The sequence below is a fragment of the Streptomyces sp. NPDC012637 genome, assembly GCF_042954805.1.
Lineage (GTDB): Bacteria > Actinomycetota > Actinomycetes > Streptomycetales > Streptomycetaceae > Streptomyces.
In genome coordinates this window covers 290,576-313,650 of the sequence record NZ_JBIBDS010000007.1, presented here as the reverse complement: position 1 = coordinate 313,650, position 23,075 = coordinate 290,576, and the positions used below count along the sequence as shown (strand labels likewise).

Genomic DNA, 23,075 nt, shown 5'->3' with positions numbered 1-23,075 from the left:
GTGCGACACGGCCCGCTGCCAGGCCGGCCGGCGTCGTCCGCCTCACGGCAGCCCGGATCGCCGGCCTCCGACCGGCGATCCGGTGCTCCGAAAAGGGATCAGCCTTCAGCCGACGTGGACACGGGGGCGGCGGGTGCGGTCGGGCTCCGCCTCGCGCAGGATCTCTCGGGTCACCGGTGCGACCTCGCCCTGGCCGAAGAGGAAGAAGCGGACGAAGTTGGCGAAGGGGTTGCCCTCGGTCCACTCGAAGTAGACGTGCGGGCGGGTGTCGGTGTGGTCGCGGGCGTGCAGCAGGAAGGCTGCGAGGGCGTTGGGCACGGAGGAGCCCTCCACCGTGAGGACGCGGTAACGGTCGTGCAGGACCTCGCCGCGGACCGTCAGACCGGCCTCGAACTCGGACGGGTCGGTGACCGTGACCTCGACGAAGACGAAGTCCTCGGTGGCCGGCAGGTCGTTGTCGGTCCGGATCTGCTCGATCTTGTCGCGGTACTCGGCCTTGTCCCGCCGGTCCGGCTCGTTGGCGATGAAGCGCGGGGTGCGGTGGGAGATGTCGCGGATGAACCGCTCGGCCATGTCGTCGAGCTCGACGTGGGTGACGCGCAGCTCGAAGGCGCGGCCCAGCCGGGAGAGGAGGGAGATGAGGATGATGCCGGCGATGAAGCAGGCACCGATCTTCACGCCGTCCGGGCGCTCGATGATGTTGACGACCGTCGTGTAGAGGAAGACGACGGAGATGACGCCGAAGGCGATCGTCCAGCCGCGTTGACCGGCCTTGCGGGCCGCGATGGTCACGGCGATGGCGGCGGAGCAGATGAGGACCAGGACACCGGTGGCGTACGCGCCGCCCTGGGCGTCGACGTCGGCGTCGAAGATCCAGGTGACCAGGAAGGCGACGAGGGTGAAGACGATGACCATCGGGCGCACGGCACGGGCCCAGTGCGGGGCCATGCCGTACTTCGGCAGGTAGCGGGGCATCAGGTTGAGCAGACCGGCCATGGCCGAGGCGCCCGCGAACCACAGGATGAGGATGGTCGAGACGTCGTAGATCGTGCCGAACGTGTTGCCGAGCTGCTCGTGGGCGAGATAGGCGAGGGCGCGGCCGTTGGCCTCGCCGCCGGACTCGAACTCCTGCTCCGGGATGAGCACGGTGGTGATGAAACTGGTAGTGATCAGGAAGACGCTCATGATCAGCGCGGCGGTGGTGAGCAGCTTCTTGGTGCCGCGGATGCGCCCGGTCGGCGCGGCCTCGGTGTCCGACGCGTCGCCCTTGACGTGCGGCATGACGGCCACACCGGTCTCGAAGCCGGACAGGCCGAGCGCGAGCTTGGGGAAGACGATCAGGGCCACGCCGATCATGACGAAGACGTTGCCGTGCTCCTGGGTCAGGGCGGTGGTCCAGTCGGTGACCACATGGCCCTCGGTGACCACGTGCCACAGGCCGGACACCACGACGACCGCGTTGAGCGCGAGGTAGATGCCGACGAGGGCGACGGCGACGCCGATCGCCTCCAGGAAGCCCTTGAGGAACACCGCGCCGAGCAGCGCGATGAGGATCATGGTGATCAGCACCTGCTTGTCGTGCAGGGCCGATTCCAGGTGGGGGTTCTCCACGAGGTGGGTGGAGGCGTCGGCGGCCGACAGCGTGATGGTGATGAGGAAGTCGGTCGCCGCGAAGCCGAGGAGGGTCAGGACGAAGAGCTTGCCCTTCCAGAAGGACAGCAGCCGCGCCAGCATCGCGATCGAGCCCTCGCCGTGCGGGCTCTCCTCGGCGACCCGCCGGTAGACCGGCAGCGCGCCGGCGAGGGTGACGATGACGAGCACGATCGTCGCCACGGGGGAGAGCAGTCCGGCCGCGAGGGCGGCGATGCCCGGCTGGTAGCCGAGCGTGGAGAAGTAGTCCACACCGGTGAGGCACATCACGCGCCACCAGGGCTGGCCCTTGTGGGCCGCGTCGTGAGCCGTCTCCACGGGCCGCGACGGCTTGCCCTTGCCCATGTCGGACAGGCCTTCCAGCATCCACGCCCGCAGGCGGTCGGAACGGGTCGCGTGGGGCGTGACCATCGGGGGGACTCCTGCTGTCCGGTGCGGGGTGGTGGTCGGATTTCGGCCATCGGGCGGACGGCGGCCGAGTCAGCGTACGCAAAGGACGCGTCACGAGCAGGACGGGGCGCGTATGGAAAGCGTCAAGATCCCTCAGGAGGGCGTTGCCCTCGTCACAGCGGGCGCGGCGCCCCGGCGACCGACCCTACGCCGCCGCCCGGACCGTGACCGTCAGCCGCTCCGGGCCGTGGAACACCCAGTCCGGGGCGTACCGCACCTCCACGGCGGGCCGGGCGCCGGGCCGGAGCGCGGGCAGATGGGTCAGGAGCACCGCGAGACCGGTCTCGGCCTCGGCGCGGGCCAGGGCGGCCCCCGCGCAGTAGTGGATGCCGAGGCCGAAGGCACAGTGCCGGGCCGCGTCCCGGTGGATGTCGAGCCGTTCGGGAGCGGGGAAGCGGGCCGGGTCGCGGTTGGCGGCACCCAGGACGAGGACGAGCCGGTCGCCCCGGCGTATCGCGTGCCCGGCGAGCCCGGTGTCGTGCTGCGCCCAGCGGGTGACCATCTGGACCGGCGGGTCGTGCCGCAGGAACTCGTCCACCGCGCCCGGCAGCAGCGCCGGGTCCGCCCGCAGTTCGGCGCACAGCTCCGGGCGGGCGAGCAGCGCGAGCACCGCCTTGCCGAGGAGACCGGTGGTGGTCTCGTGGCCGGCCGTCAGCAGATGGATGCAGGTGGCCGACTGCTCCTCGGGCGTGAGCGAGGTCCGCTCGTCGGCCGCGCGCGCGAGGGCCGAGAGCAGGTCCCCGCGGTCGCCCCCCGGACCGCGCCGCGCGTCCAGCTCCCTCCGGAAGAAGGCGTCGAGTTCCGCCGCCGCGCGCTCCGCCCCGGCCATACCCGCGTGGCTCCGGTCGGCCCGGGTCCCGCCCGCGCGCTGAAGCGCGAGCGCGCGCTCGCGGAACCAGCCGTGCCGCCGCTCCGGTATGCCCAGCACTCCGGCGATGACGAGCAGCGGAAACGGCGCCGCGAACTCGGCGACGAGGTCGAAGGGCGCGGCGGCCGCCGGGTCGGCGAGCGGGTCGACCAGCCGGCGCGCGATCCGGCGGATCCGCGGACGCAGCGCGTCGACCGGTCCGTTGCCCAGGGCCGGGGCGACGAGGGCCCGCAGGCCCGTGTGACGGGGCGGGTCGAGGAAGACCAGCCAGTTCTCGACGACCCGGCGCAGCACCGCGTAGCCGGGCGGCAGCGGGGCCGCGCTGCCGCTCGCCGGGTCCACCCGTCCGAACTCCCGGCGGGCGAGCACCCGCGCCGCCTCCGCGTACCCGAACACGTACCAGGTCGTCGGACCGCGCTCCGGCGGCCGCACGGCGTGCACCGGTCCGGCCTCCCGGTAGCGCCGGTAGACGGGGTACGGGTCGGCGAGGTCGAGCCGGGCCGGGTCGAAGGCCGGCAGCGGGCGGTACGACGGCTCGACGCTCATCAGCCCGCTCCCCGCACCAGGTCGGCCAGGGCGCCCGGGTCCCGGGGCGGCGCAGTGCCGCGCCAGGCCACGTGGCCGTCGGGGCGGACCAGCACGTACGGCCGCTCGTACCGTTCCGCCGCCACCGGGTCGGCACACCGGACCACCCGCAGCGGCACCCGGCGCTCGGCGAAGGCCCGGACCGTGCCGTCCTGTTCGCCCGCCTCGAAGCACATCAGGACGAACTCCCGCCCGAAGAGGTCGAGCGTGGAGCGTCCCGGGGCCAGCCAGACGTGAGGTGCCCGCACGCCCGGCAGCGTCGAACGGTTCAACGGAGCGGTGCCCGCCTCGTCCGCTCCGGGCTCGGCGGCCAGGACCGGGGAGCCGTAGCGGTACGCGAAGTGCATCTCCGGCCGGTCGAACTCCCGCCGTACGTCGGAGGCCGACAGTTCCCGGGCCAGCACCGCCCGGGCCCGGTCGCCCACCGGGGTGTCGTCCAGGAGCGCGGGCGGGACACGGCGCTCCTGGGTGCGGCGCAGGTTGCGGTTGGCCTCCGCCACCGCGGCCAGGGCCACCGGACGACGCTCCGTCTCGTACGCGTCGAGCAGTCCGGGACCCGCCCAGCCGGCCAGTGCCGCGGCGAGCTTCCAGCCGAGGTCGGCGGCGTCGCAGACGCCCGTGCTCATGCCGAAGCCGCCGGACGGCGACAAGGTGTGCGCGGCGTCCCCGGCCAGGAACACCGGCCCGGCCCGGTAGTGCTCGGCGACCCGGTGCGTCAGGTGCCAGACGGTGTCCGACTCCACCTCCAGCGGGGTGTCCAGCGGGACCGCCCGGCGCACCACGTCCAGCGGCGCCGCCGGGCCGACCGGGGCGGTCAGCCGGTAGAGCCCGCGTCCGTCGACCGAGCGCAGCGGATAGCGGAGGCCGGTCGGTGAGGTGAGGAAGTGGACGAGCGGGGCACGCGGCCCGAGCAGCTTGGGCAGCTCGGGCGCCCGGAAGACGATGTTGCGCAGCACCTTGGTCGGGTGCAGCTCGGGCGTGGCGATCCCGCAGGCCTTCCGTACGGAGGACGCGGCGCCGTCGCAGCCGACCAGGAAACGGGCCCGCACGGTGGCGCGGCGACCGCCGCCGCCGTCGTGGGAGCCGACGGTCGCCGTGACGCCGCCGTCGGGCGCGGCCGTGAAACCGAGCAGCCGGTGGCGCAGCCGCACCGGCCCGCCGGGGTGGCGGCCGAGACGGTCGAGGAGCAGCGGCGCCATCCAGTGCTGCGGGCAGATCGCCTCCGGCTCCGGGGTGTGCTCGGGCCACGGCCGGGTCGCGGCCGTGCCGAACTCCAGCCGGTGGATCTCGTGCCCGCCGACCGCCGTCACCCAGGCGACGTCCAGGGCGTGGTCGTCGGGCCAGCCCGCGCCGCGCAGCGCGTCGGCCACGCCCCAGCGGCGGAACATCTCCATGGCGCGCGGCCCCACGGTGGTGATCCGCGGATCCCCGGTGGCCGTGTCGCCCGCCTCCACCAGGGCGAAGTCGACGCCCCGGAGGGTGAGGTCGAGCGCGAGGGCGAGTCCCACCGGCCCGCCGCCCACGACCAGGACGTCCGTCTCCCACGCGCCGGACGGCGGGGGAGCGTCGTGCGCGCTCGTCCCGTGCGTGTCCGGTCCGGGCGCACTCGTCCCGTCGGATCTCGTCCCGTCGGATCTCGTCTCGTCCGTGTTCGTCCCCTCCGTGTTCGTCCCGTCCCGGTTCGTCCGGTCCCGGTTCGTCTCATGCGTGCTCATCGGCTCAGCGCCCTCCTTCGCCACGGACATCGGCACGCGACAGCGCGGTGTGGGCCCCTTCGCCACCGAACTGTTCGGCGTAGAAGGCCATCAGCTCCGGCACGCGTCCGGGCACGCCCTCGCACTCGCGGGCCATCCGGGCCAGGTGCGCGAAACGCATCGCGAACGCCCGGCGCGCCACGTCGGGCCGCGCGAGGGCCACCGGCGGCTCCTCCAGCTCGAAGGACGGGCCCGCCGTCCGGCCCCGCCACCCCGAGTCGAGCGTCACCAGGAGCTCGGCCAGCGGGCGCATCGTCCCGGTCATCACGTCGATCGCCGCGTTCATCAGCCGGGACCGGCGCAGGCTCGCGTCCGGGCCCTCGGCGAAGTGCTGCACCATCAGCTGGAGCATCAGGAAGTAGCAGCGGTTGAACAGCCGCATCACCGCGCGGGCATGTGGGGCGCGGACCACCGCCCGTCCCGGGTGCGCCGGGTCGAGCGTCGGGTTGCGCAGCGCCGGATAGGCCGGGCTCCAGGGTGCTCCCTGCCCGCCCGGGCCGTCGGCCCGCTCGGTCATGAGGAGTTCGCCGAGCCGGACGAAGGTGTCGTGGTGGGACTCCGGCGGCGGTCCCGGAGCGTCGAGCACCCCACCCTCGCCCTGCTCGGTCACGAAGTCCACGGCGAACAGCGCGCTCGACAGGTCGTCGACCTCCAGCTGGTAGTCGGGATGGCGGGCGTCGACCGCCCGGCCGAGGAAGAGATGGTGCTCGCCGCCCCCGCGGCCCCGCTCCACCAGGAACAGGTCGGGCACCCGGGTCAGGCCGTCACGGATCGCCGCGTACAGCTCGCTCGGCGAGCCGAACGGCGCGGGCCCGCCGGCGTCCTCGCGCCCCCCGGCCGTGTCCCCGACGCCGCTCGCGGCCCCACGATTGCTCCCGCCTCTCCCGCCGCTCCGGTCGCCGGCCAGCCGCTCGGGCCGCTCGATCGCGATGAACCGCTGCACGCTGCCGAGATGGAGCGGTTCGAGCGCGAAGTCCAGCGGCAGCGGAAGCCGCCCTGGTGTCCCGAAGTCGATCGCCGGCACGTGGAACGGTTCGCCCATCGCCATCAGGATGTTGTTGACGACCAGGAAGTGGATCATCTCCTCGCGGGCGACCGCGAACAGCGTGTCCCGGATCCCCCGGCTCAGCGTCTCGCCGCCGTCGCCGCAGGCGAGCCGCAGCTGCCGGGGCGTCCACACCCCGCTGCCGACGTACGCGAAACCGGCGCCGTGGGTGGGCAGCGAATACCCCGCGTACAGATACTGCAGCGAGGTCGCCAGTTCCACCGTGACCGCCTGCCACAGCGCCTCCCGCAGCTGGGCGCGGGTGGTGATCCGGGGCCGCGCGGCGGCGGCGGCCGGCGCGGGCGCGGTCACCGGGAGCACGGCGTCCGCGGCGCCGCGGGCCCGCAGGTAGGTGAGGAGCAGCCGGGCCTTCGGGAGGGTGAGATCGCGGGTCGGCGGCATGTAGTAGGTGCGGTCCTTGTTCGCCGGGTCGCACATCTGCCAGATCAGCTTCGCGTACGTCTCGACCTTGCACCGGTCCGCCAGACTGAACACCTCGTCCCGCATGAACGGGAACAGCTGCTCGTAGAAGGCGAAGACCTCCCGGTGCAGCAGATCGAAACCGACGTCCTCCTTGGGGACCGCGTCCAGGTGCCAGTCGTCGGGCAGGACCCGCACGTGCGCCCCGCCGGCCCCCGCCCACCAGCCGAGCGCGTCCGCGTCGTCGTACGCGGCCGCCGCCGAACCGGCGGAGTCCGCCGGGCAGAGCGGCGGTTCGTCACCGTCGACGGCGAGCAGCAGCCGGGCCGTGCCGGCCCGGGCGCCCCGCACGGTGAACCAGCCGCGCCCGTGGACGTCGGTCACCAGACGGCACGAGTCGCCGAAGTCCGCCGGACCGTCCGCCGCATGCCCCTCCGGCAACCGGCCGTCCACCACATGCTTCTCCGGTACCGCGCCGTCCGCCGCATGCCCCTCCGGCACCGGGCCATCCGCCACGGGCCCGTCAGGCGCCCCGTCCGCCGTCTCCTCCTTGCCGTCGGTGAGCCGGCCGGGCCGCAGCTCGACGACGCGCAGGTCTCCGGTGCGCGCCTCCGGCGCGGCGGCGACGGGGTCGCGGGGCAGGGCCCGCGGGTTGGCGAACTGCCGGACGACGACCGGCTCCAGGGCCGCCGGCCGGCCGCGTACGGCGGCGCGCACCGCGACCTCCACGGCATGGTCCTCGCCCCGCTCCCTGTCCGGGTGCTCCACGAAGAGCGCGGCGTCGTCCGTGACCACCACCGACTCCCGCTCACGCAGCAGCACCGCACCGCGCCGGCCGGTCGCTTCGCAGCCGGCCGGCTCCTGGTCTCCCGGTCGCCCGTCTCCCGGCGGTCCTGCCGCTTCCACCAGGCACAGGCCCTCGTCCGCGGCCCAGGCGGCGCCCGGCGCGGTCACGGGCACCCGCGCCACGAGACCGCCGTCGCCGGGAGAGCCGTCGCTCCCGTGGGGGCCGTCGGCCTCCCGTAACACCGCGACCAGCTCGTCCGAGACGACCGTCCGCAGTTCGAGGTCGCCGGGGCCCGGCCGGCCGAAGGGCAGGTTGAAGACGGCCTCGTCGGAGGTCACCCGCACCGAGCAGACCCGCGCCCGCCGTCCGCCGTGACCGGTGCGGTCGGCGCCGTACGGGACGAGCAGCCGGCCCGCCGGATGCGTACGCGGCTCCTGCGGCCGCCAGGGTGCGATCACACCGTGCAGCCGCCACCGCTGCGGTGTGTCGCCCGGCCCCGCGTACCCGTGGCCCGGGGAGCCGGGCGGGCCGGCCGCCTCCAGGCCGAACTGGACGAGCAGCCCGCCGTGTTCCTCGGCCGCCGCGCGCAGCGCGCCCGCAAGCGGCGAGGGAGTGCCGGGCACGTCCGGCCAGTCGAGGGCGGGACCGGACGGGACCGCGAACTGGTGCAGCACCGAGGGCGCCGGGTCGAAGGACTGCCAGCGCGGCGGCTGGAAGCCGGTCACGTCTCCGAGGCACACGTGCCCGGAGTCGTGCGAGCGGCCTTCCCTGCCGAGGGCGAACCGGCCGATCATCAAGGTCGTCGTCCACGCCGACGCCGGGTCGACGTCGAACACCCGGGCGCGGTTGGCCGTCGTGCCCAGATACGGGTTGTAGTGGCCCCACAGGTCGACGGCCCGGCCGAGCAGCGGGTCGCCGGCGGGTGCCGGGGCGCCGTCAGGGCCGTCGGCGGAGGTGACCCGCGCGTCGACCGAGAAGTGGCCGTTGCCCGACAAGTGGCCGCCGGATGCGCCCCGTTCGCCGAGCATCGCGTGGCAGTCGGCGGCCGGCCGGTCCGTGGGGAACGGCTCGCCGGGCGACGCCTCGCCGCGGAGCGGCTCCGCGGCGGTCCCGCCGCCGAGGACGGTGTTGGTCGCCAGGTCCAGGAGTCCGGCCGCCGCGGCGGCGCGCGGCCCCGTCGGCAGTCCCGTCACGGCCGTGCCCGCGAAGTACACCCGGGGGGTGTCGAAGACGCTCACGCCGCCTCCAGGAGGGCCGGGTCCGGACGGCCGTGACGGGCCCCGGCGAGGCGGTCGATCCCGGCGACCGCGTCCAGCGCCGACTCCACGGCCCCCTCGATCCATGCGGGTTCGGTCGAGCAGTGCTCGCCGGCGAAGAACAGCCGCCCCTGCGGCCTGGCCGCCCTGCGCCGCTCTTCCTCGCAGGCCTCGGCGTCCTTGCCCCAGCGGATGGTGCAGCCGCCCGCCGTCCACGGGTGCCCGCCCCACGCCATACTCGCGACCCCGAGCACCATGCCGCGCCGCAGCAACTGCGGGTGCATCCGGCCCAATTCGCCGATGACGGTGTCATGCCTGAGGCGGACCGGCATCCGCCCGAGGAGGTCGGCGTCCTCGCCGATGGTGTAGCTGGCGAGCAGCGCCGCGCCGCGCCGCCCGTGCTCGCCGCGCCGCCCGTGCTCGCCGCGCCGCCCGTGCTCGCCGCGCCGCCCGTGCTCGCCGTGCCGCCCGTGCGGACCGCCCGGCGCGAGGTCCTCCGCCGGCGCCGGATAGTACGTCTGCCGGATCAGTCCGCCGCTGAAGGAGGCGCCGCCACGGATGCCCTCCCGCTCCCAGAACGGCTCCCGGACGTGCACGGCCACCTTGGTCGCCGGGCAGTAGTCCACCTCGCGTACGACGGCCAGCTTGTCCTCGTCCAGACCGGTCAGGGCCATGCCGCGCAGCACCGAGAACGGCACCGTGCACAGCACCAGGTCCGAGCGGCGCGCGGCGGCGAGCGGGCCGCGTCCGATCCGCAGCCGGACGTGGTCCGCGGCGACGTCGATCCCGGTCACCTCCTGGCCGAGCCAGATCGGGCCCCGGACGCGCGCGGCGAGCCGCTGCACCAGCTGGTCCATGCCGCACGCGAGCCGGACGAGCCGCGGGCTGGTCTCGGTCAGGATGTCGTCGAGGAAGCTGTTGAGGCGCGGACCGCAGCCGGCCCGGATGCCCGGGTGGGCGGCGAAGAGGCCGTGCACGTCGATGCGGTCCTTTCCGTCGCCGAGCAGATGGGGCGTGAGGTCGAGCCGTTCGACGAGGTCGAGGAGGTCGTGGGCGAGGTCGGCGCGTAACCCGGTGCGCAGCGTCGGCGGGGCGACCGCGTCGACGACGGCCGCGAGCCAGGCGCCGAAGACGACGGTCTCGTCGCGGTAGTCGTCGCGGGCGAGGGCGGACCGCACGTCCGCGATCAGCCGGCGGGGTGCGTCGCGCAGCCGGACGTGTCCGGTGCTGGTGGCGAGCAGGGCGTTCTCCTCGGAGAGCAGGGTGGTGAACGGCCTTACCTGGTCGCGGAGTCCGAGGTGATCGATGTAGTGCATGGTGCGGTGGTGCGCGGTGGGCACGCGCATCGCACCGAGTTCCACGAAGGGGGCGCCCTCGTGGGCGCCGAAGCGGTGGGTACGGACGCGGCCGCCGAGCCGTCGGCTGCCTTCCAGGATCTCCACGCGGTGGCCGAGGCGCTCGAGTTCGTAGGCGGCGACCAGGCCGGCCATCCCCGCGCCGATGACGGTGACCGTGCCTCGGGTGCGTGTCCGGTGCTGGGACAAGGGATCTGACTCCCGTCACTGTGCGCTAGCTGAGGAGGAGGGTGAGGGGGAGGCGGAGGAGGGTGCGAGGGCGTCGAGGTACGCGCCGAGCGTGGCGGGCCTGTCGACCGGGGCGACCAGGCCCACGTAGCCGTCGGGCCTGACGAGCCGCAGCTCGCCGGGGCGGCCGAGCAGCCGTGCCTCGGCCGCGTCGGCCGGGGTGACCGGCAGCACCCGGACCGGTACGGGCCCCCGCGCGCAGAGCTCCACGACCGCCTCCCGTACGGCCGCGTCGTCGCCGGGCCCGGCCGCGGGCAGGACCAGGGTCCAGGTGTCGTAGCGGAGCAGCGTGTGCAGCCGCACCGGGCCGGTGCCCGGGTGTCCGGTCGACACCAGCGCGTCCGGCATCCGGTCGCCGGCCCGCGGTGCGCGGCCCCGCCCGGGTCTCGTGGGGGCGCGCTGCCAGGACAGTGCGCTCGCCCGGTGGTTGCGGCCGAGGTCGCTCAGCTGCCGGTCGATCCGCCGCTGGAAGCCGGGCAGGGCGAGCGCGAGCGGCACGGTGGCGGTGAAGGCGTGGTAGCCGGGTGCGGGCAGCGGCAGCTCCATGAAGTTGACCCGCATCTCGCGGATGTACCGCAGGGCGAGGGCGCGTTGCTCGGTGTCGTACGTGTCGAGGAGCCGCTCGTCGGCCTCGCCGCGGTGCACGGCGGCGAGCTTCCAGGCGAGGTTGTGGGCGCCGAGCATGCCCACGTTCATGCCGTGGCCGCCGACCGGTGCCCAGGCGTGGGCGGCGTCGCCCGCGAGCAGTGCGCGTCCCGAGCGCAGCCGGGCCGCGACCCGGTCGCTGAACCGGGCCCGGTTGAGCCACGGCGGGTCCGTGGGAGCGAGCTGCAGCCGGGGGAGGCGGGCGGTGCCGGCGACGAGTCCGCGCAGTTCGTCGAGGGTGGGCGGGGCGGTGAGGCCGGGGTCGGGGTCGTCGCGGAAGCAGAAGAAGCGGAAGCCGCCGCCGGGCAGCGGGAAGACGAGCAGGGAGCGGCGCGGGGCGAGGAAGATGTGCCCGTGGCCCGGGCGGCGGCCGTAGGGCCAGTCGGCGTGGGCGTTGCCCTGGACGACCTGGAGGCCGGTGCGGCGGCGGCCCCGGAACGGGATGCCCAGCCGGTCGCGGACCACGCTGGCGGTGCCCTCGCAGCCCACGATCCAGGAGGCGGTGCCCGACTCGGCGGAGCCGTCGGCGAGGGCGAGGGTGAACTCGGCCCGGTCGTCGTGGACCTTGACGTCCGTGACCTCGCTGTCCCACTCGACCTCGGTGCCGAGCCTGGCCAGCTCCGCGCACAGCAGCCGCTCGATGTCGTGCTGCTCGATGTTGAGCGGGCGGCTGTGGGCCGAGCGGTGCCAGCCGGTGGTGAGCTCGCCGAGGCGGCGGCCGGAGGCGTGGATCGTCACCTCGCCCAGCTCCACCGCGTGGCGCCCCAGCGTGCCGACGACGCCGAGGGCGTCCAGGGCCTCCGCCGCCCGGGGCCACACGACCAGGGCCCGGGCCTCGCGCTTGGCGGCCGGCGCGCGGTCCACCACCCGCACGCCGATACCGAGCCTGCGCAGGGCGATCGCCAGCGTCAGCCCGACCGGCCCCGCACCGACCACGCACACGTCCACATCCGGCATACGGCCCGCTCCCCACCCGTTGACCCGCGTCGTGCCACTCCGCACCATGAGCCGGAACCAGCGACTCCGGCATGTTCTTCAGAGTGCGCGCCGATGATCACGTCTCGCCAGGGCGTGCGACCCGGCGCGAGAAGCATTCGACCTGCCGATATGACTCCCTGTGCATCACATCATCTGTTTGGGTGACGGCGTGTGCGGAAGGTCCGGAAGGGCGGGACGGCCCGTGACGGTCCGGAGGACTCCGCGGTGCGATGCGCCCGGGGGCGGCCGTGCCGGGAGGGTGCGTGTCGCCGCGCGGCGCCCCTCCGGGGCGGGAGGATGTCGCCGCGCGCGGCGAAGCCGAGGAGCGCCCGCCCCTTATGTCTCATATAGGGTGATTCGATAGGAATCGCGGATTGCGCCCCTCGGGGCCCGGCCGATGCGTAGGTCGATGCGTTGGACACTCACCAGTCGCCGAGCAGGGTTCCCCAGCCGCCCAGGGCGGCCGTCGGGTACGCGGGCGTGCTCAACGACCTGCTGCCCATCGCGCTGTGGCGCGAGGACGCGCAGGGCCGGATCGTCGAGTGGTCACTGGCCGCCCAGGACCTGCTCGGATACCGCCCGGAAGAGGCCGTCGGCCTGCTCGCCACCCCGCTCCTGGTGCCCGACGCCAACCACGAGCTCGCCGAGCGGCTGACCCGCAAGGTCCAGGCGGGCGAGACCGTCGTCGGCACGCTTCCCGTGCGCCACCGCGACGGTCACTCGGTCGCCATGGAGATGTGGATCGTCCCCGCCGCGGACCCGACGGGCAGGCCCGGCGCCATGCTCATCGCCTTCGAGACCTCCCAGGTCCTGCGGATGCGCGACAACCTGGCCGCCCTCGAGTCGCTCTTCACCCAGTCGCCCATCGGCCTCGCCACGCTCGGCCCCGACCTGCGCTTCCTGCGCGTCAACAACGCCCTCGCCCGGATGAACGGCGTCCCGCCCGCCGACCACGTCGGCCGCCGGCTCACCGAGGTCGTACCCGGCGTCAACGCCGGCGCCCTCGAGGCCCTGATGCGACAGGTACTCGACACCGGAACCGCCGTCGTGGACGCCCGCCGGGCCGGCCGCACGCCCGCCGACCCCGACCACGACCACATCTGGTCCAACTCCTACGCCCCGCTCCTCGACCACGGCGGCCGCCCCCTCGGCATCATCGCCTCCCTCATCGACATCACCGAGAGCCAGCAGGCCCACATCGAGGTCGAACGCGCCCGCCACCGCTTCGCCCTCCTCGCCGAGGCCGGAGCCCGCATCGGCACCACCCTCGACCTGCGGCAGACCGCGGAGGAGGTGGTCTCCTTCCTCGTCCCCCAGCTGGCCGACTCCGCCGACGTCCAGCTCCTCGAAGCCGTCCTGGAGCCCGACGAGTCCACCGCCGCCACCCGCGGCGTGCTGCGCCGCCTCGCCGCCCGCTTTCCCGACCCGACCGCGCCGACCGCCCTCCTTGCCCCCGGACAGACCTTCCAGATCCCGCTCGACTCCGTCTACGAGGAGGTCATCACCGACGCCCGGGCCATGGACCTGTTCATCGCCGACGTGCCCGCGCTCATCAAGGACCCGCGCCTCGAAGCCCTGCGGCGCTATCTCGCCACCCGCATCGGCTCCGCCCGGCTGATCCCGCTGGTGGCGCGCGGCAAGGTGCTCGGCACCGTCTCGGTCACCCGGCTGCGCAGCCGGGAGCCCTTCGACGAGGAGGACCGGGTCCTCATGGACGAGGTGGTCGCCCGGGCCGCCACCAACATCGACAACGCCCGGCTCTACACCACCCAGCGGCAGGCCGCCCTCACCCTCCAGCGCAGCCTCACCAACAACGCCCTCCCCGACGTCACCGGCCTGGAACTCACCGGCCGCTACCTCCCGGCCAGCGACCACGACGTCGGCGGCGACTGGTTCGACGTGGTCGCCCTGCCCGGCGGCCGCACCGGCCTGGTCATCGGCGACGTCATGGGCCACGGCATCCACGCGGCGGCGGTCATGGGACAGCTGCGCACCGCCGTCCGCACCCTGGCCCGCCACGACATCCAGCCGGCGCGGATGCTGCGCTCCCTGGACGCGGTCGTCGCCGACCTCGGCGAGGACGAGATGGCCACCTGCGTGTACGCGGTGTACGACCCGGCGGGAGCCGGCTGGACCATCGCCCGCGCCGGGCACCCGCCGCCGGCCGTGGTCACCCCCGACGGCGCCGTCACCTTCCTCGACGGACCGCCCGGCACCCCCCTGGGCACCGGCGCGCACGAGTTCGGCACCGAGGAGGTCGCGCTCCCCGCGGGCGGACTCCTCGTGCTGTACACGGACGGCCTCATCGAGGCCCGCGACCAGGACCTCGACCAGGGCATGGCACGGGTCGCCGCGGCACTGCGGGACATGGACCGCCCGCTGGACGAGCTGTGCGACGAACTGCTGGCCGGCCTTCCCGAGGGCCCGGCCCAGGACGACGTGGCGATGCTGCTCGCCCGTACGACGAGGACGTGACCCGGGCCGTGCGACGAGGACGTGTGGACGTGACCTGGGCCGTACGACGAGGACGTGAGCTCGGCTCGTACGGCGTGGGCGTGACCCCGGCTCGTACGGCGCGGAGGTGACCCGGGCTCGTACGGCGCGGAGGTGCCCCGAGCTCGTACGGCGTGGGCGTGACCCCGGCTCGTGCGGCGCGGAGGCGACCCGGCCCGGCCTTGAGGGCGAGGGCGTGACCCCGGTTCCGGCGGTGGATCAGGCCGGGGCGCCGCGTTCCAGGATCTCCTTGAGGTTCTGTTCGTCCTGCGGCATCTCCTTGCGGACGTGCGGCTTGACCACCAGGGGCACGAGTGCCCTGCCGATGCCGTGGCCCTCGAAGTCGAGCGAGAGCGTCACCCGAGAGCGGCTGCCGTCGTCGAGCGGCTCGACGGTGCCTTCGAGGTCGGGACGGACGGGTCCGTCCGTGCCGTGGACCTGCCAGCTGCGCGGCGGGTCCAGGGTGAGCTCCACATTCGTGTCGAAGTCACGGCGCCCCATGTGCCGGGTCACGGTGAACTTCTGGTTCGCGGCGCCGGGGGTGCCGCTGATCCGCTGCACCCTGACCGCGCTCTCCTGCCAGTCGGGCAGATGAGTGGGGTCCGTGATGTAGGCGAAGACCTCTTCGGGCGGGCGGGCGATGTCGACGGAGGCGTTGATCCTGGACATGTCGCCTCCTTGCTTGGGCGAGGTGGATCTCTCCCATCGTCCCACGCGGCGGAGCCACCGCGCAGGCTCAGCGGCCGCCGGCCCGCGCCCGGTACAGGTCCCTGAGCAGGGCGATCTCCGCGCCGTGGTGCAGCAGCTCCTGGTTCATCCACCAGACGACCTCGATGAACGGGTTCTCGGGATCGCTGCCGTGCGGATAGCTGCTGAAGCCCACGGTGTCCAGGTCCTCGTCGGTCAGCGAGAGCAGCATCTCGCGCCAGGCGGCCATGGCCTCGTCGAAGTCCTTGACCGCCGAGGCGGCGTCCCCGCGGCTGTGGAAGTCGTCCCTGGTCAGGGTGCGGGTGCCGGCCGTGTGGTCGGTGCGCAGGAGGAACATCTCGGCGAGGTGGCTGAGCCGCCATGCGAGGGTCGTGAACGGCGCCGGCTCCGGGTGCGGCGGCGGGGTCGTGTCCCGTCCCCACTCGCCGGCTCCGGTCAGGACCGTGGCGCGCGGCCCGGGGCCCGTCCCGCGCTGCCGGACCGACCAGCAGTCCGGCACCGGCTCCCACAGGTACTCCTCGTCCGTGACCGGCCCGACCGCGACGTCCGTCCCGTTGCCGCTGTTCATGACCGGGCCGTTGAGCCGGTCGACCAGCCGCTCCCGCGCGAAGTCGAACTGCTCGAGCAGGGGGACGAGGCGGGGCGGTGTCGCCATGGAACGCTCCAGGGGGATCGGACGGGAAGGGTACGGTGCGCCCGCACCCTGTCACACAACCCGCGCCCCGGCCACGGGATTTCGGCCCGGTCGAGCCCGGTGGGGTGCCGGGTCGAGCCCGGTCGTGCCGAGCCGTCCGCGGGGGATCGTCCGGGAGCCTTTCGGCCGGTCCCGCGCCGTCGGCTAGGAGGGCTGTGGGTCCGTCAGGCGCCGCAGCCACTCCAGTGCCCCCTGGGCGCTGAACTCCGCCTGGCCGCCCCGCAGCAGCAGATCCGCCGTGGCGAAGGCCGGGTCGTCCGCCGTGCCCGGCACGTACGGCAGCGCGAGGCACCGCATCCCCGCCGCGTGCGCGGCCGCCGCGCCCGGCGGCGCGTCCTCCAGGACCACGCACCGCTCCGGCGCGGCGCCCAGTCGGCGGGCCGCCTCCAGGAACACGTCCGGCTCCGGCTTGCCGCGGGCCACCTCCTCGGCCGAGACCGCCGTCGGCAGGAACGGGGCGAGACCGGTCCCGGCGAGCACGGCCTCGATCGCCGCCCGCGAGGAACCCGAGGCCACCACCATCGGCACCCCGTCCGCGTGCAGCAGCTCCACGAACTTCCGCATCTCGGGGAAGACCGGCGTCGAGGCCCGTGCGAGCTCCAGGTAGTGGCGGTTGGTCGCGTCGAGCAGTCCGTCGACCGGTGCGCCGACGCCGTACCGGCCGGCCAGCAGCTCCAGCGACTCGCGCGTGCCGATCCCGATGAAGCGCGTGTGGTGCTCCCAGTCGTAGTCCTGGGGCGTCACTCCGTACGGGCCGAGGGCCCGGAGGGTGGCCTCGTGGTAATTGGGCTCGCTGTCCACCAGCGTGCCGTCGAGATCGAAGACGACCGAGAAGCGCGGAATGTCCATGCGCCCAGCCTCGCAGAGGACGGTCAAGGCTCTAGGGTCCTTCGTCCCGGGTGCGGCCGGGAGCTCCCGCTCCGCCGTTCAGGAACCGCCCCGCCGCCCCACCGCCTCCACCAGCGGGAGCAGTCGGTGCGGTACCCGCTCGCGCAGGGCGATCTCGGTCCGGGTGCGGACCACGCCCGGCAGCTGGATCAGCCGCTGGATCACGTCCTCCAGGTGCCCCGCGTCCCGCGCCACCACCCGGGTCAGCAGGTCCCCGCCGCCGGTGATGGAGAAGGCCTCGACGATCTCCGGGACGGTCGCGAGCGCGTCGCCGACCTCGTCCAGGTGGCCCTGCGTCACCTCGATGTGCACGAACGCGAGCACCGGGTGCCCGAGCGCCGCGGGCGAGAGCACCGGCCCCGTGGCCGTGATCACCCCGTCCCGCTCCAGCCGGTCGATCCGGGCCTGCACGGTGCCCCGCGCCACGCCCAGGATCCGCGCGTACTCGCGCACGCTGGTGCGCGGCTGCTCGATGAGGAGTCGCAGGATGCGGGTGTCGAGCTCGTCCACCGCCATGGTCCGATGGCCTCCTTCTGGTCGAGAGTCCTTCGTCTCGACTGTACCAATGGCCCACCCGGCTGGCTGCCGGTTGAGCCAGTGGGCGGACGGATGCTTTCCTCTTGTGAGAGTTGGAAGACTGATGGCGCCGCGCACGCGCCGGACCGGCGAGGTGGCCGGGCCCCGGACCCGCGGCGCCTTCGTCATGTGTACCTGCGTGTGCGTGAAGAGGGTGTGTGTACGGAAGCGGGGGCGGAACGTCCGTCATGAAGAAGGGTCTGGGTCTCGTCGGCGGGCTGCTGCGGACGATGTGTGTGGCGCCGGACCCCGGCAAGGTCCGGCTGCGGGTCTCGAGCCGCGCCGTGCTCGCCGTCGGCCTCGCCGTCGCCGCCGCCGAACTGGCCGGGCTCTCGCTCACCGCGTCCATCACCGCCGGTCTGGCCGCGCTCCTCGCCCTCTTCACCGTCACCGACCCGACCGTGCGCCGCCAGGCCGTCACGACCGCGCTGCTGCCGCTCGCGGGCTTCCCGGTCCTCGCGCTGGCCACCGTGCTGCACGGCACGCCGCTGCTGCGCGACCTCGCCTGGCTCCTGGTGGTCTTCGCCGGCGTGTACGCGCGCCGCTGGGGCCCGCGCGGGCACGCCCTCGGCATCTTCGCCTTCATGCAGTTCTTCGTGACCCAGTTCCTGCACGCGGTGCCCGCGCAGCTGCCCGAGCTCTTCGGCGCCGTGCTGCTCGCGCTCGGCGTGGTCGGCGCCGTCCGCTTCGTCGCCTGGTGCGTCGAGCGGCGCGTGCCGCCGCCCGCGGCGCCCGCGCCGCTGCCCGGCACCGGTCTCGACCGGCCCACCACCCGGCAGGCCTTCCAGGTCACCGCGGCCTGCGCCGTCGCCCTCGCGGCCGGGCAGATCCTGTCCCAGGAGCGCTGGTACTGGGCCGTCGGCACCGCCTGGTGGATCTTCGTCAACACCGCCTCGCGCGGCGAGACCCTCGTCCGCGGCTTCCGCCGGGTCGTCGGCACCGTCACCGGCATCGCCGCCGGACTGCTCGTCGCCCTGCCGCTCGGCGGCGCCCCGGCGCCCACGGCAGCCCTCGTGGCCGTCTGCGTCTTCGGGATCTTCTACACCGCGCCGCTCTCGTACAGCTGGATGATGTTCTTCGTGACCGTGATGGCGGGCCTGCTGTACGGCCTGCTGGGCGTCCTGCACCCGGGGCTGCTGCTGCTCCGGTTCGAGGAGACGGCCGTCGGCGCGCTCGGCGCGGCCGTCGGCGTCGCCCTCCTGCCCGTCACCACCCACGCGGCCACCAACGCCTGGATCCAGCGGGCCGTGACCTGTGTGCACGCCTGCACCACCGCCGCGGCCCGCCGGCTCGCCGGAGACCCGCACGCCGACCCGGCCGCCCACGCCGCCGAGCTCGACCTGCTGCTGTCCCGGGCCCGGCTCACCCTGGCGCCGCTCGTCCATCCGCTGAGCCCGCTGCGCGCCCGCAAGGCCCGCGCCCGCCACGTCCTCGACCTGCTCGACGACTGTGCCCGGGCGAGCCGGGGCCTCGCCGCCGTCGCGGCCGACCCCGACGCCTCGCACGACGCCCGCCTCGCGGCCGCCGCCTGGCGCGTCGAGGCCGCCGTCCACGCCCTGGTCCCGCCGGTCTCCCCGGTACGCGCCGACGCCGCCGCCGCGGCCGCGCTCCCGGCCCACCACCCCGGCGCGGAGGCCGCCCTCGGCCACCTCCACGCCCTGGAGCACGCCCTCACGGCCCTGGCGACGCCCCTGCGCACGGCCCCGAGCTCCCCGCTCGTCCCGGCGGCCTGACGGGCGGACCGGCGCCACGCCGAGAACGGCCCCGCTTGGTCTAGACCTCCTGCTAACGTCGGCCGGGACGACGGCCGGTCTGCCCTGACCGGCCCCGAGGGCAGGGGAGGCGCCGTGGGTGGCACACGGTCGGGTCAGGCGGGCGCGCAGCGCCGTACGCGAGCGTTCATCGGGTCGTTCACCTCCGCGGGCGGACGCGGCGTGCTCGTGGCCGAGGCGGACCCGGAGCGCGGCACGCTCACCATCACCGGAACGAGCGACGCCGTCGCCGACCCGTCGTTCCTCGCGCTCGACGGGAACCTGCTCTACGCCGTGTCCGAGACCGAGCGGGGCGCCGCCGCGGCCTTCGACGTCAGCGGCCCCGAGCCCCGGCCGCTCGGCGCCCCGGTCCCCGTCGACGCGTCGGGGCCCACCCACCTCGCCGTCACCGCCGGGCACGTGCTCACCGCGAACTACACCTCCGGCAGCGTCACCTCCCTGCCCCGGGCCGCCGACGGCACCCTCGGCCCCGTCGCCGGGCTGCTGCGGCACGAGGGCTCGGGACCCGTCGCCGACCGGCAGGAAGGCCCGCACGCCCACCAGGTGCTCACCGACCCCGGCGGCCGCTGGGTGCTGGCCGTGGACCTCGGCACGGACTCCGTCACGGTGAACGCCCTCGACCCCGCCACGGGCGCGCTGCGCCCGCACGGCACGACCGCGCTGCGGCCCGGCACCGGCCCGCGCCACCTCGTGTTCCACCCGGCCGGCACCCACGCGTACGTCCTGAACGAGCTGGAGCCCACCCTCACCGTCTGCCGCTGGGACGGCGAGGCCGGCGTGCTCACGCCGCTCGGCGAGACCCGTGTGGTCCCCGAGGGCGCCCCCGGGCCGAGCTACCCCTCCGAGGTGGTCGCCGCGCCCGACGGACGCTTCCTGTGGGCCGCCGTGCGCGGCGACGACACCCTCGCCGTCCTCGCGCTCGACGCGGCCGGCGACACCGCCCGGCTCGTCGCCTCGGTGCCCTGCGGCGGCCGCTGGCCCCGCGACCTGACCCTCGCCCCCTCGGGCCGGCACCTGTACGCGGCCAACGAGCGCTCCGGCGACGTCACCTGGTTCACCGTGGACCCGGAGACCGGTCTGCCCGAACGCGCGGGCTCCGTCCCGGCCCCCGCCGCCTCCTGCGTGGTCCTCGGCTGAGCCGGCGGATCCCACGGGAAGGGCCCGCACCGGATTACTCCGGTGCGGGCCCTTCCCGTCACGGTCCTGCGGTCTGGTGCGGCGGTCGCTCCTAGCGGACCGGCGCGCCCGGCTGCGGGGCGATGCCCAGCGCCGACATGTACTGCGAGAGCACCAGCCGGCCGATCGCCGGGTACGCGCCCAGCGGCTCGGCCGCCGAGCAGCCGGCCTCCTTCGCGGCCGCGTCGAGCAGCCCCTCGGCCAGCTCGGGGCCGATCAGGTACGGGGCGAGCGCGAGCTGCTCCGAACCGGCGCCGCGCAGCTGCTCGGCGATCGACGCGATGGAACCCTCCTGGTCGAGCGCGGCGGCCATCACGGGCACCGCGAGACGGGCCGCGAGCAGCATGCCGGTGATGCCGGCGGCCTGCACGGCCTCCTCGCCGCCCACGGTGGCCAGGATGATGCCGTCGGCCGCCGTGGCGACGGTGAACAGCCGGGCGCGGTCGGCGCGGGCCAGACCGGCCTCGGAGAGCCGCACGTGCAGCGCCTCGGCGAGCAGCGGGTGCGGGCCGAGCACGTCGGTCAGCTCGGCGGTGTTGCCCGCGTCCATCACGGCCTGGCGGATCCGCCGGGTCAGCGCGCTGTCGGGGCCCGCGAGCAGCGGCACCACGACCGCGGCGGGGCCCTCCGGGGCGGCGACCTCACGGCCGGCCGCCACGGCGATCTCGTACCGCTCGGTGCGCAGGGCCGCGACCCGCGCCAGCACCGCGGCGAGTCCGGGGTACTCGGTGTCGTCGCCGTCCAGGTAGCCGATCTCGGCCTCGATGCCGGGCAGCTCCGAGCGGGCGATGCTCACGACCTCCTCGGCCAGCGAGCGTATGGCGGCCGACGGCACGCCGGGAACGGCGAGAACCAGCGTGGGAGCGCCCTCGGGCGCCGCCACGGGTTCAGGACGACGGTGCCGCCCGGACTGGCGGGGGCGCGGCATTCGTACAGGCAGGCCGGGAGTGGGCCCAGTGGGGGAGCTCATGGCGCCGCATGCTACTGGTTTCGCACGCCGCGCGGTTCGCTGAGGTGCGACTGAGCGACTTCTGCCCCTCTATGTCCGAACCGGCCGGAAATCGCCGCTTACCTGGTGAGTTGCAGCAGCCGGGGATCCTCCGGCAGCCGCAGCGATCCGTCCGCGAGCGCGGCCGCGATCGTCACCGCGCCGGCCAGCGGGTCGCCCGCCGCGGGCACTTCGCGGACGCCTGGCAGCAGCGCGCCGAACTCCGCGCGCAGCGGCCCGAGCAAGGACTCGCCCATCCTGAACAGGCCGCCCGTCAGGGCCACTTCACTCCGGGAGCCGGAGGGCACGACGGCCGCCGCGGCCTCCGCGATGTGCGCGGCGGCACGTTCCAGGACGCCCGCCGCGACCGCGTCTCCGGCGGCGGCGCAGGCGGCCACCTCGGGGGCGAACGAGGCGAGTACGGCCGGCCGGTCGGTACGCGGATACAGCGCGCCCGGCAGTCCGGCCGCCGGCCCGAACCGCTCCTCGGCGCGGGCGAGCAGCGCGGCCGAGCCGCCCCGCCGCCCGTCGTACGCCCGCATCGCCGCCTCCAGTCCGGCCCGGCCGATCCAGGCCCCGCTGCCGCAGTCGCCCAGGAGGTGGCCCCAGCCGTCCGCCCGGCGCCAGCCGGACAGATCGGTGCCGAGCGCGATCAGGCCGGTGCCGCCGGCGACGACCGCGCCCGGACGCTGACCGAGCGCTCCCGCGTACGCGGTGACGGCGTCCGCCGCGAGGGCGAGCCGCCGCACGCCCCAGGCCCGGTCGAACGCCCCGGGCAGCTCGGCCCGCAGCCGGTCGCCCAGCGTCGCCATCCCGGCCGCCCCGACGGCGACCGCGAGGACCGTCCCGCCGCCCGCCCGCGCCGTCATCGCGTCCACGGCCGGCAGCAGCTGTCCGAGCAGATGGCCGGCATCGATGCCGCCCGCGCCGGTGCGCACCGGCTCACGGGACGACACCGTCTCCACGATCCGGCCCTCCCCGGCCCGACTCTGCCCCGGGCGCGCGAGCGCGACCCGCAGTCCCGAACCGCCGGAGTCGACCCCGACGACGAACGCGCGCTCCGGGGCGGTCGTCACGGCAGCTGCCAGTCCACCGGCTCGGCGCCCTGACGGAGCAGCAGGTCGTTGGTGCGGCTGAAGGGCCGCGAGCCGAAGAAGCCCCGGTCGGCGGACATCGGCGAGGGGTGCGAGGACTCGATGGCCGGCAGGTTGCCGAGCAGCGGGCGCAGGTTGCGGGCGTCCCGGCCCCACAGCACCGAGACGAGCGGCTTGCCGCGCGCCGCGAGGGCCCGGATGGCCTGCTCGGTGACCGCCTCCCAGCCCTTGTCGCGGTGCGCGCCTGGCCGCCTCGGCGCCGTGGTGAGCGCCCTGTTGAGCAGGAGGACGCCCTGCCGGGTCCACGGCGTGAGATCGCCGTTGGCCGGCCGGGGGAGACCCAGGTCGGTGTGCATCTCCCGGAAGATGTTCTCCAGGCTCGGCGGCAGCGGGTGTACGTCCGGCGCCACGGAGAAGCTCAGGCCCACGGCATGGCCGGGAGTCGGATAGGGGTCCTGACCGACGATGAGCACCCGCACCTCGTCGAAGGGCTGCTGGAACGCCCTCAGGACGTTCGCCCCCGACGGCAGGTAGGTCCGCCCCGAGGCGATCTCCTGCCGGAGGAAGTCGCCCATCGCGGCGATGCGTTCGGCCACCGGCGCGAGCGCGTGCGCCCACCCGGCCTCGACGATTTCGTTCAACGGTCGTGCTGCCACGCCGTCACT

Annotated in this window: 16 protein-coding genes; 3 read left to right on the top strand and 13 right to left on the bottom strand. The window is 74.9% G+C overall.

Annotated features, from left to right (window positions below; genetic code table 11):
* Positions 1-105: 105 nt before the first annotated feature.
* From ACFY8W_RS27220 to ACFY8W_RS27195, 6 genes are all read right to left on the bottom strand, one after another.
* Complete coding sequence (locus tag ACFY8W_RS27220; protein WP_391110378.1) at positions 106-2,061, bottom strand: amino acid transporter; 1,956 nt, start codon at positions 2,059-2,061, stop codon at positions 106-108.
* A gap of 184 nt (positions 2,062-2,245) precedes the next feature.
* A complete protein-coding gene (locus ACFY8W_RS27215) occupies positions 2,246-3,514 on the bottom strand; it encodes a cytochrome P450 (RefSeq protein WP_391110375.1) in 1,269 nt (422 codons plus the stop codon).
* Positions 3,514-5,268: an FAD-dependent monooxygenase gene (locus ACFY8W_RS27210; protein WP_391110372.1), complete on the bottom strand. Its 1,755-nt coding sequence runs from the start codon at positions 5,266-5,268 to the stop codon at positions 3,514-3,516. Before ACFY8W_RS27210 ends, ACFY8W_RS27215 begins: the two co-directional genes overlap by 1 nt.
* A gap of 4 nt (positions 5,269-5,272) precedes the next feature.
* A complete protein-coding gene (locus ACFY8W_RS27205; RefSeq protein WP_391110369.1) occupies positions 5,273-8,797 on the bottom strand; it encodes a ferritin-like domain-containing protein in 3,525 nt (1,174 codons plus the stop codon).
* On the bottom strand, positions 8,794-10,359 hold the full coding sequence (locus tag ACFY8W_RS27200) for an FAD-dependent oxidoreductase (RefSeq protein WP_391110366.1): 1,566 nt from the start codon (positions 10,357-10,359) through the stop codon (positions 8,794-8,796). Before ACFY8W_RS27200 ends, ACFY8W_RS27205 begins: the two co-directional genes overlap by 4 nt.
* Before the next feature lie 15 nt (positions 10,360-10,374).
* The gene (locus ACFY8W_RS27195; protein ID WP_391110363.1) at positions 10,375-12,000 is read right to left on the bottom strand and encodes an FAD-dependent monooxygenase; all 1,626 of its coding nucleotides are present in this window, start codon (positions 11,998-12,000) and stop codon (positions 10,375-10,377) included.
* 435 nt (positions 12,001-12,435) lie between these two features.
* Between ACFY8W_RS27195 and ACFY8W_RS27190 the strand changes: the two genes are divergently transcribed.
* Positions 12,436-14,496: a SpoIIE family protein phosphatase gene (locus tag ACFY8W_RS27190; protein ID WP_391110360.1), complete on the top strand. Its 2,061-nt coding sequence runs from the start codon at positions 12,436-12,438 to the stop codon at positions 14,494-14,496.
* A gap of 237 nt (positions 14,497-14,733) precedes the next feature.
* On the opposite strand, the gene ACFY8W_RS27185 is transcribed toward ACFY8W_RS27190, so the two are convergent.
* The 4 genes from ACFY8W_RS27185 to ACFY8W_RS27170 all read right to left on the bottom strand — a co-directional run bounded on the left by ACFY8W_RS27185 (position 14,734) and on the right by ACFY8W_RS27170 (position 17,320).
* Positions 14,734-15,183, bottom strand: a complete 450-nt coding sequence (locus ACFY8W_RS27185) for an SRPBCC family protein (RefSeq protein ID WP_391110357.1) — start codon at positions 15,181-15,183, stop codon at positions 14,734-14,736.
* A 67-nt stretch (positions 15,184-15,250) separates the two neighbouring features.
* Complete coding sequence (locus ACFY8W_RS27180) at positions 15,251-15,877, bottom strand: DinB family protein (protein ID WP_391110354.1); 627 nt, start codon at positions 15,875-15,877, stop codon at positions 15,251-15,253.
* Between the two features lie 183 nt (positions 15,878-16,060).
* Positions 16,061-16,765 (bottom strand): HAD-IA family hydrolase, encoded by a 705-nt coding sequence (locus ACFY8W_RS27175; RefSeq protein ID WP_391110351.1) that lies wholly within the window; start codon positions 16,763-16,765, stop codon positions 16,061-16,063.
* A 78-nt stretch (positions 16,766-16,843) separates the two neighbouring features.
* Positions 16,844-17,320 carry an Lrp/AsnC family transcriptional regulator gene (locus ACFY8W_RS27170; RefSeq protein WP_386865574.1) on the bottom strand — a complete coding sequence of 159 codons (477 nt, stop codon included), beginning with the start codon at positions 17,318-17,320 and terminating at the stop codon, positions 16,844-16,846.
* A gap of 248 nt (positions 17,321-17,568) precedes the next feature.
* On the opposite strand from ACFY8W_RS27170, the gene ACFY8W_RS27165 reads away from it, so the two are divergent.
* Both ACFY8W_RS27165 and ACFY8W_RS27160 read left to right on the top strand, forming a co-directional pair.
* Positions 17,569-19,113 carry an FUSC family protein gene (locus ACFY8W_RS27165; protein ID WP_391110349.1) on the top strand — a complete coding sequence of 515 codons (1,545 nt, stop codon included), beginning with the start codon at positions 17,569-17,571 and terminating at the stop codon, positions 19,111-19,113.
* Positions 19,114-19,227: 114 nt separating this feature from the next.
* Positions 19,228-20,289 (top strand): beta-propeller fold lactonase family protein, encoded by a 1,062-nt coding sequence (locus ACFY8W_RS27160; protein WP_391110346.1) that lies wholly within the window; start codon positions 19,228-19,230, stop codon positions 20,287-20,289.
* 91 nt (positions 20,290-20,380) lie between these two features.
* On the opposite strand, the gene ACFY8W_RS27155 is transcribed toward ACFY8W_RS27160, so the two are convergent.
* The 3 genes from ACFY8W_RS27155 to ACFY8W_RS27145 all read right to left on the bottom strand — a co-directional run bounded on the left by ACFY8W_RS27155 (position 20,381) and on the right by ACFY8W_RS27145 (position 23,066).
* The gene (locus ACFY8W_RS27155; RefSeq protein WP_391110344.1) at positions 20,381-21,298 is read right to left on the bottom strand and encodes a sirohydrochlorin chelatase; all 918 of its coding nucleotides are present in this window, start codon (positions 21,296-21,298) and stop codon (positions 20,381-20,383) included.
* A gap of 98 nt (positions 21,299-21,396) precedes the next feature.
* Positions 21,397-22,392 carry a BadF/BadG/BcrA/BcrD ATPase family protein gene (locus tag ACFY8W_RS27150; RefSeq protein ID WP_391110341.1) on the bottom strand — a complete coding sequence of 332 codons (996 nt, stop codon included), beginning with the start codon at positions 22,390-22,392 and terminating at the stop codon, positions 21,397-21,399.
* Positions 22,389-23,066 (bottom strand): uracil-DNA glycosylase, encoded by a 678-nt coding sequence (locus ACFY8W_RS27145; protein ID WP_391110338.1) that lies wholly within the window; start codon positions 23,064-23,066, stop codon positions 22,389-22,391. The genes ACFY8W_RS27150 and ACFY8W_RS27145 overlap by 4 nt, the downstream gene beginning before the upstream one ends.
* Positions 23,067-23,075: the final 9 nt, after the last annotated feature.

Excerpts from the sequence above, each read along its gene's own strand:
- ACFY8W_RS27220 (WP_391110378.1), bottom strand. The coding sequence starts at position 2,061 with ATGGTCACGCCCCACGCGACCCGTTCCGACCGCCTGCGGGCGTGGATG.
- ACFY8W_RS27215 (WP_391110375.1), bottom strand. The coding sequence starts at position 3,514 with ATGAGCGTCGAGCCGTCGTACCGCCCGCTGCCGGCCTTCGACCCGGCC.
- ACFY8W_RS27210 (WP_391110372.1), bottom strand. The coding sequence starts at position 5,268 with ATGAGCACGCATGAGACGAACCGGGACCGGACGAACCGGGACGGGACG.
- ACFY8W_RS27195 (WP_391110363.1), bottom strand. The coding sequence starts at position 12,000 with ATGCCGGATGTGGACGTGTGCGTGGTCGGTGCGGGGCCGGTCGGGCTG.
- ACFY8W_RS27185 (WP_391110357.1), bottom strand. The coding sequence starts at position 15,183 with ATGTCCAGGATCAACGCCTCCGTCGACATCGCCCGCCCGCCCGAAGAG.
- ACFY8W_RS27180 (WP_391110354.1), bottom strand. The coding sequence starts at position 15,877 with ATGGCGACACCGCCCCGCCTCGTCCCCCTGCTCGAGCAGTTCGACTTC.
- ACFY8W_RS27175 (WP_391110351.1), bottom strand. The coding sequence starts at position 16,765 with ATGGACATTCCGCGCTTCTCGGTCGTCTTCGATCTCGACGGCACGCTG.
- ACFY8W_RS27170 (WP_386865574.1), bottom strand. The coding sequence starts at position 17,320 with ATGGCGGTGGACGAGCTCGACACCCGCATCCTGCGACTCCTCATCGAG.
- ACFY8W_RS27165 (WP_391110349.1), top strand. The coding sequence starts at position 17,569 with ATGAAGAAGGGTCTGGGTCTCGTCGGCGGGCTGCTGCGGACGATGTGT.
- ACFY8W_RS27155 (WP_391110344.1), bottom strand. The coding sequence starts at position 21,298 with ATGAGCTCCCCCACTGGGCCCACTCCCGGCCTGCCTGTACGAATGCCG.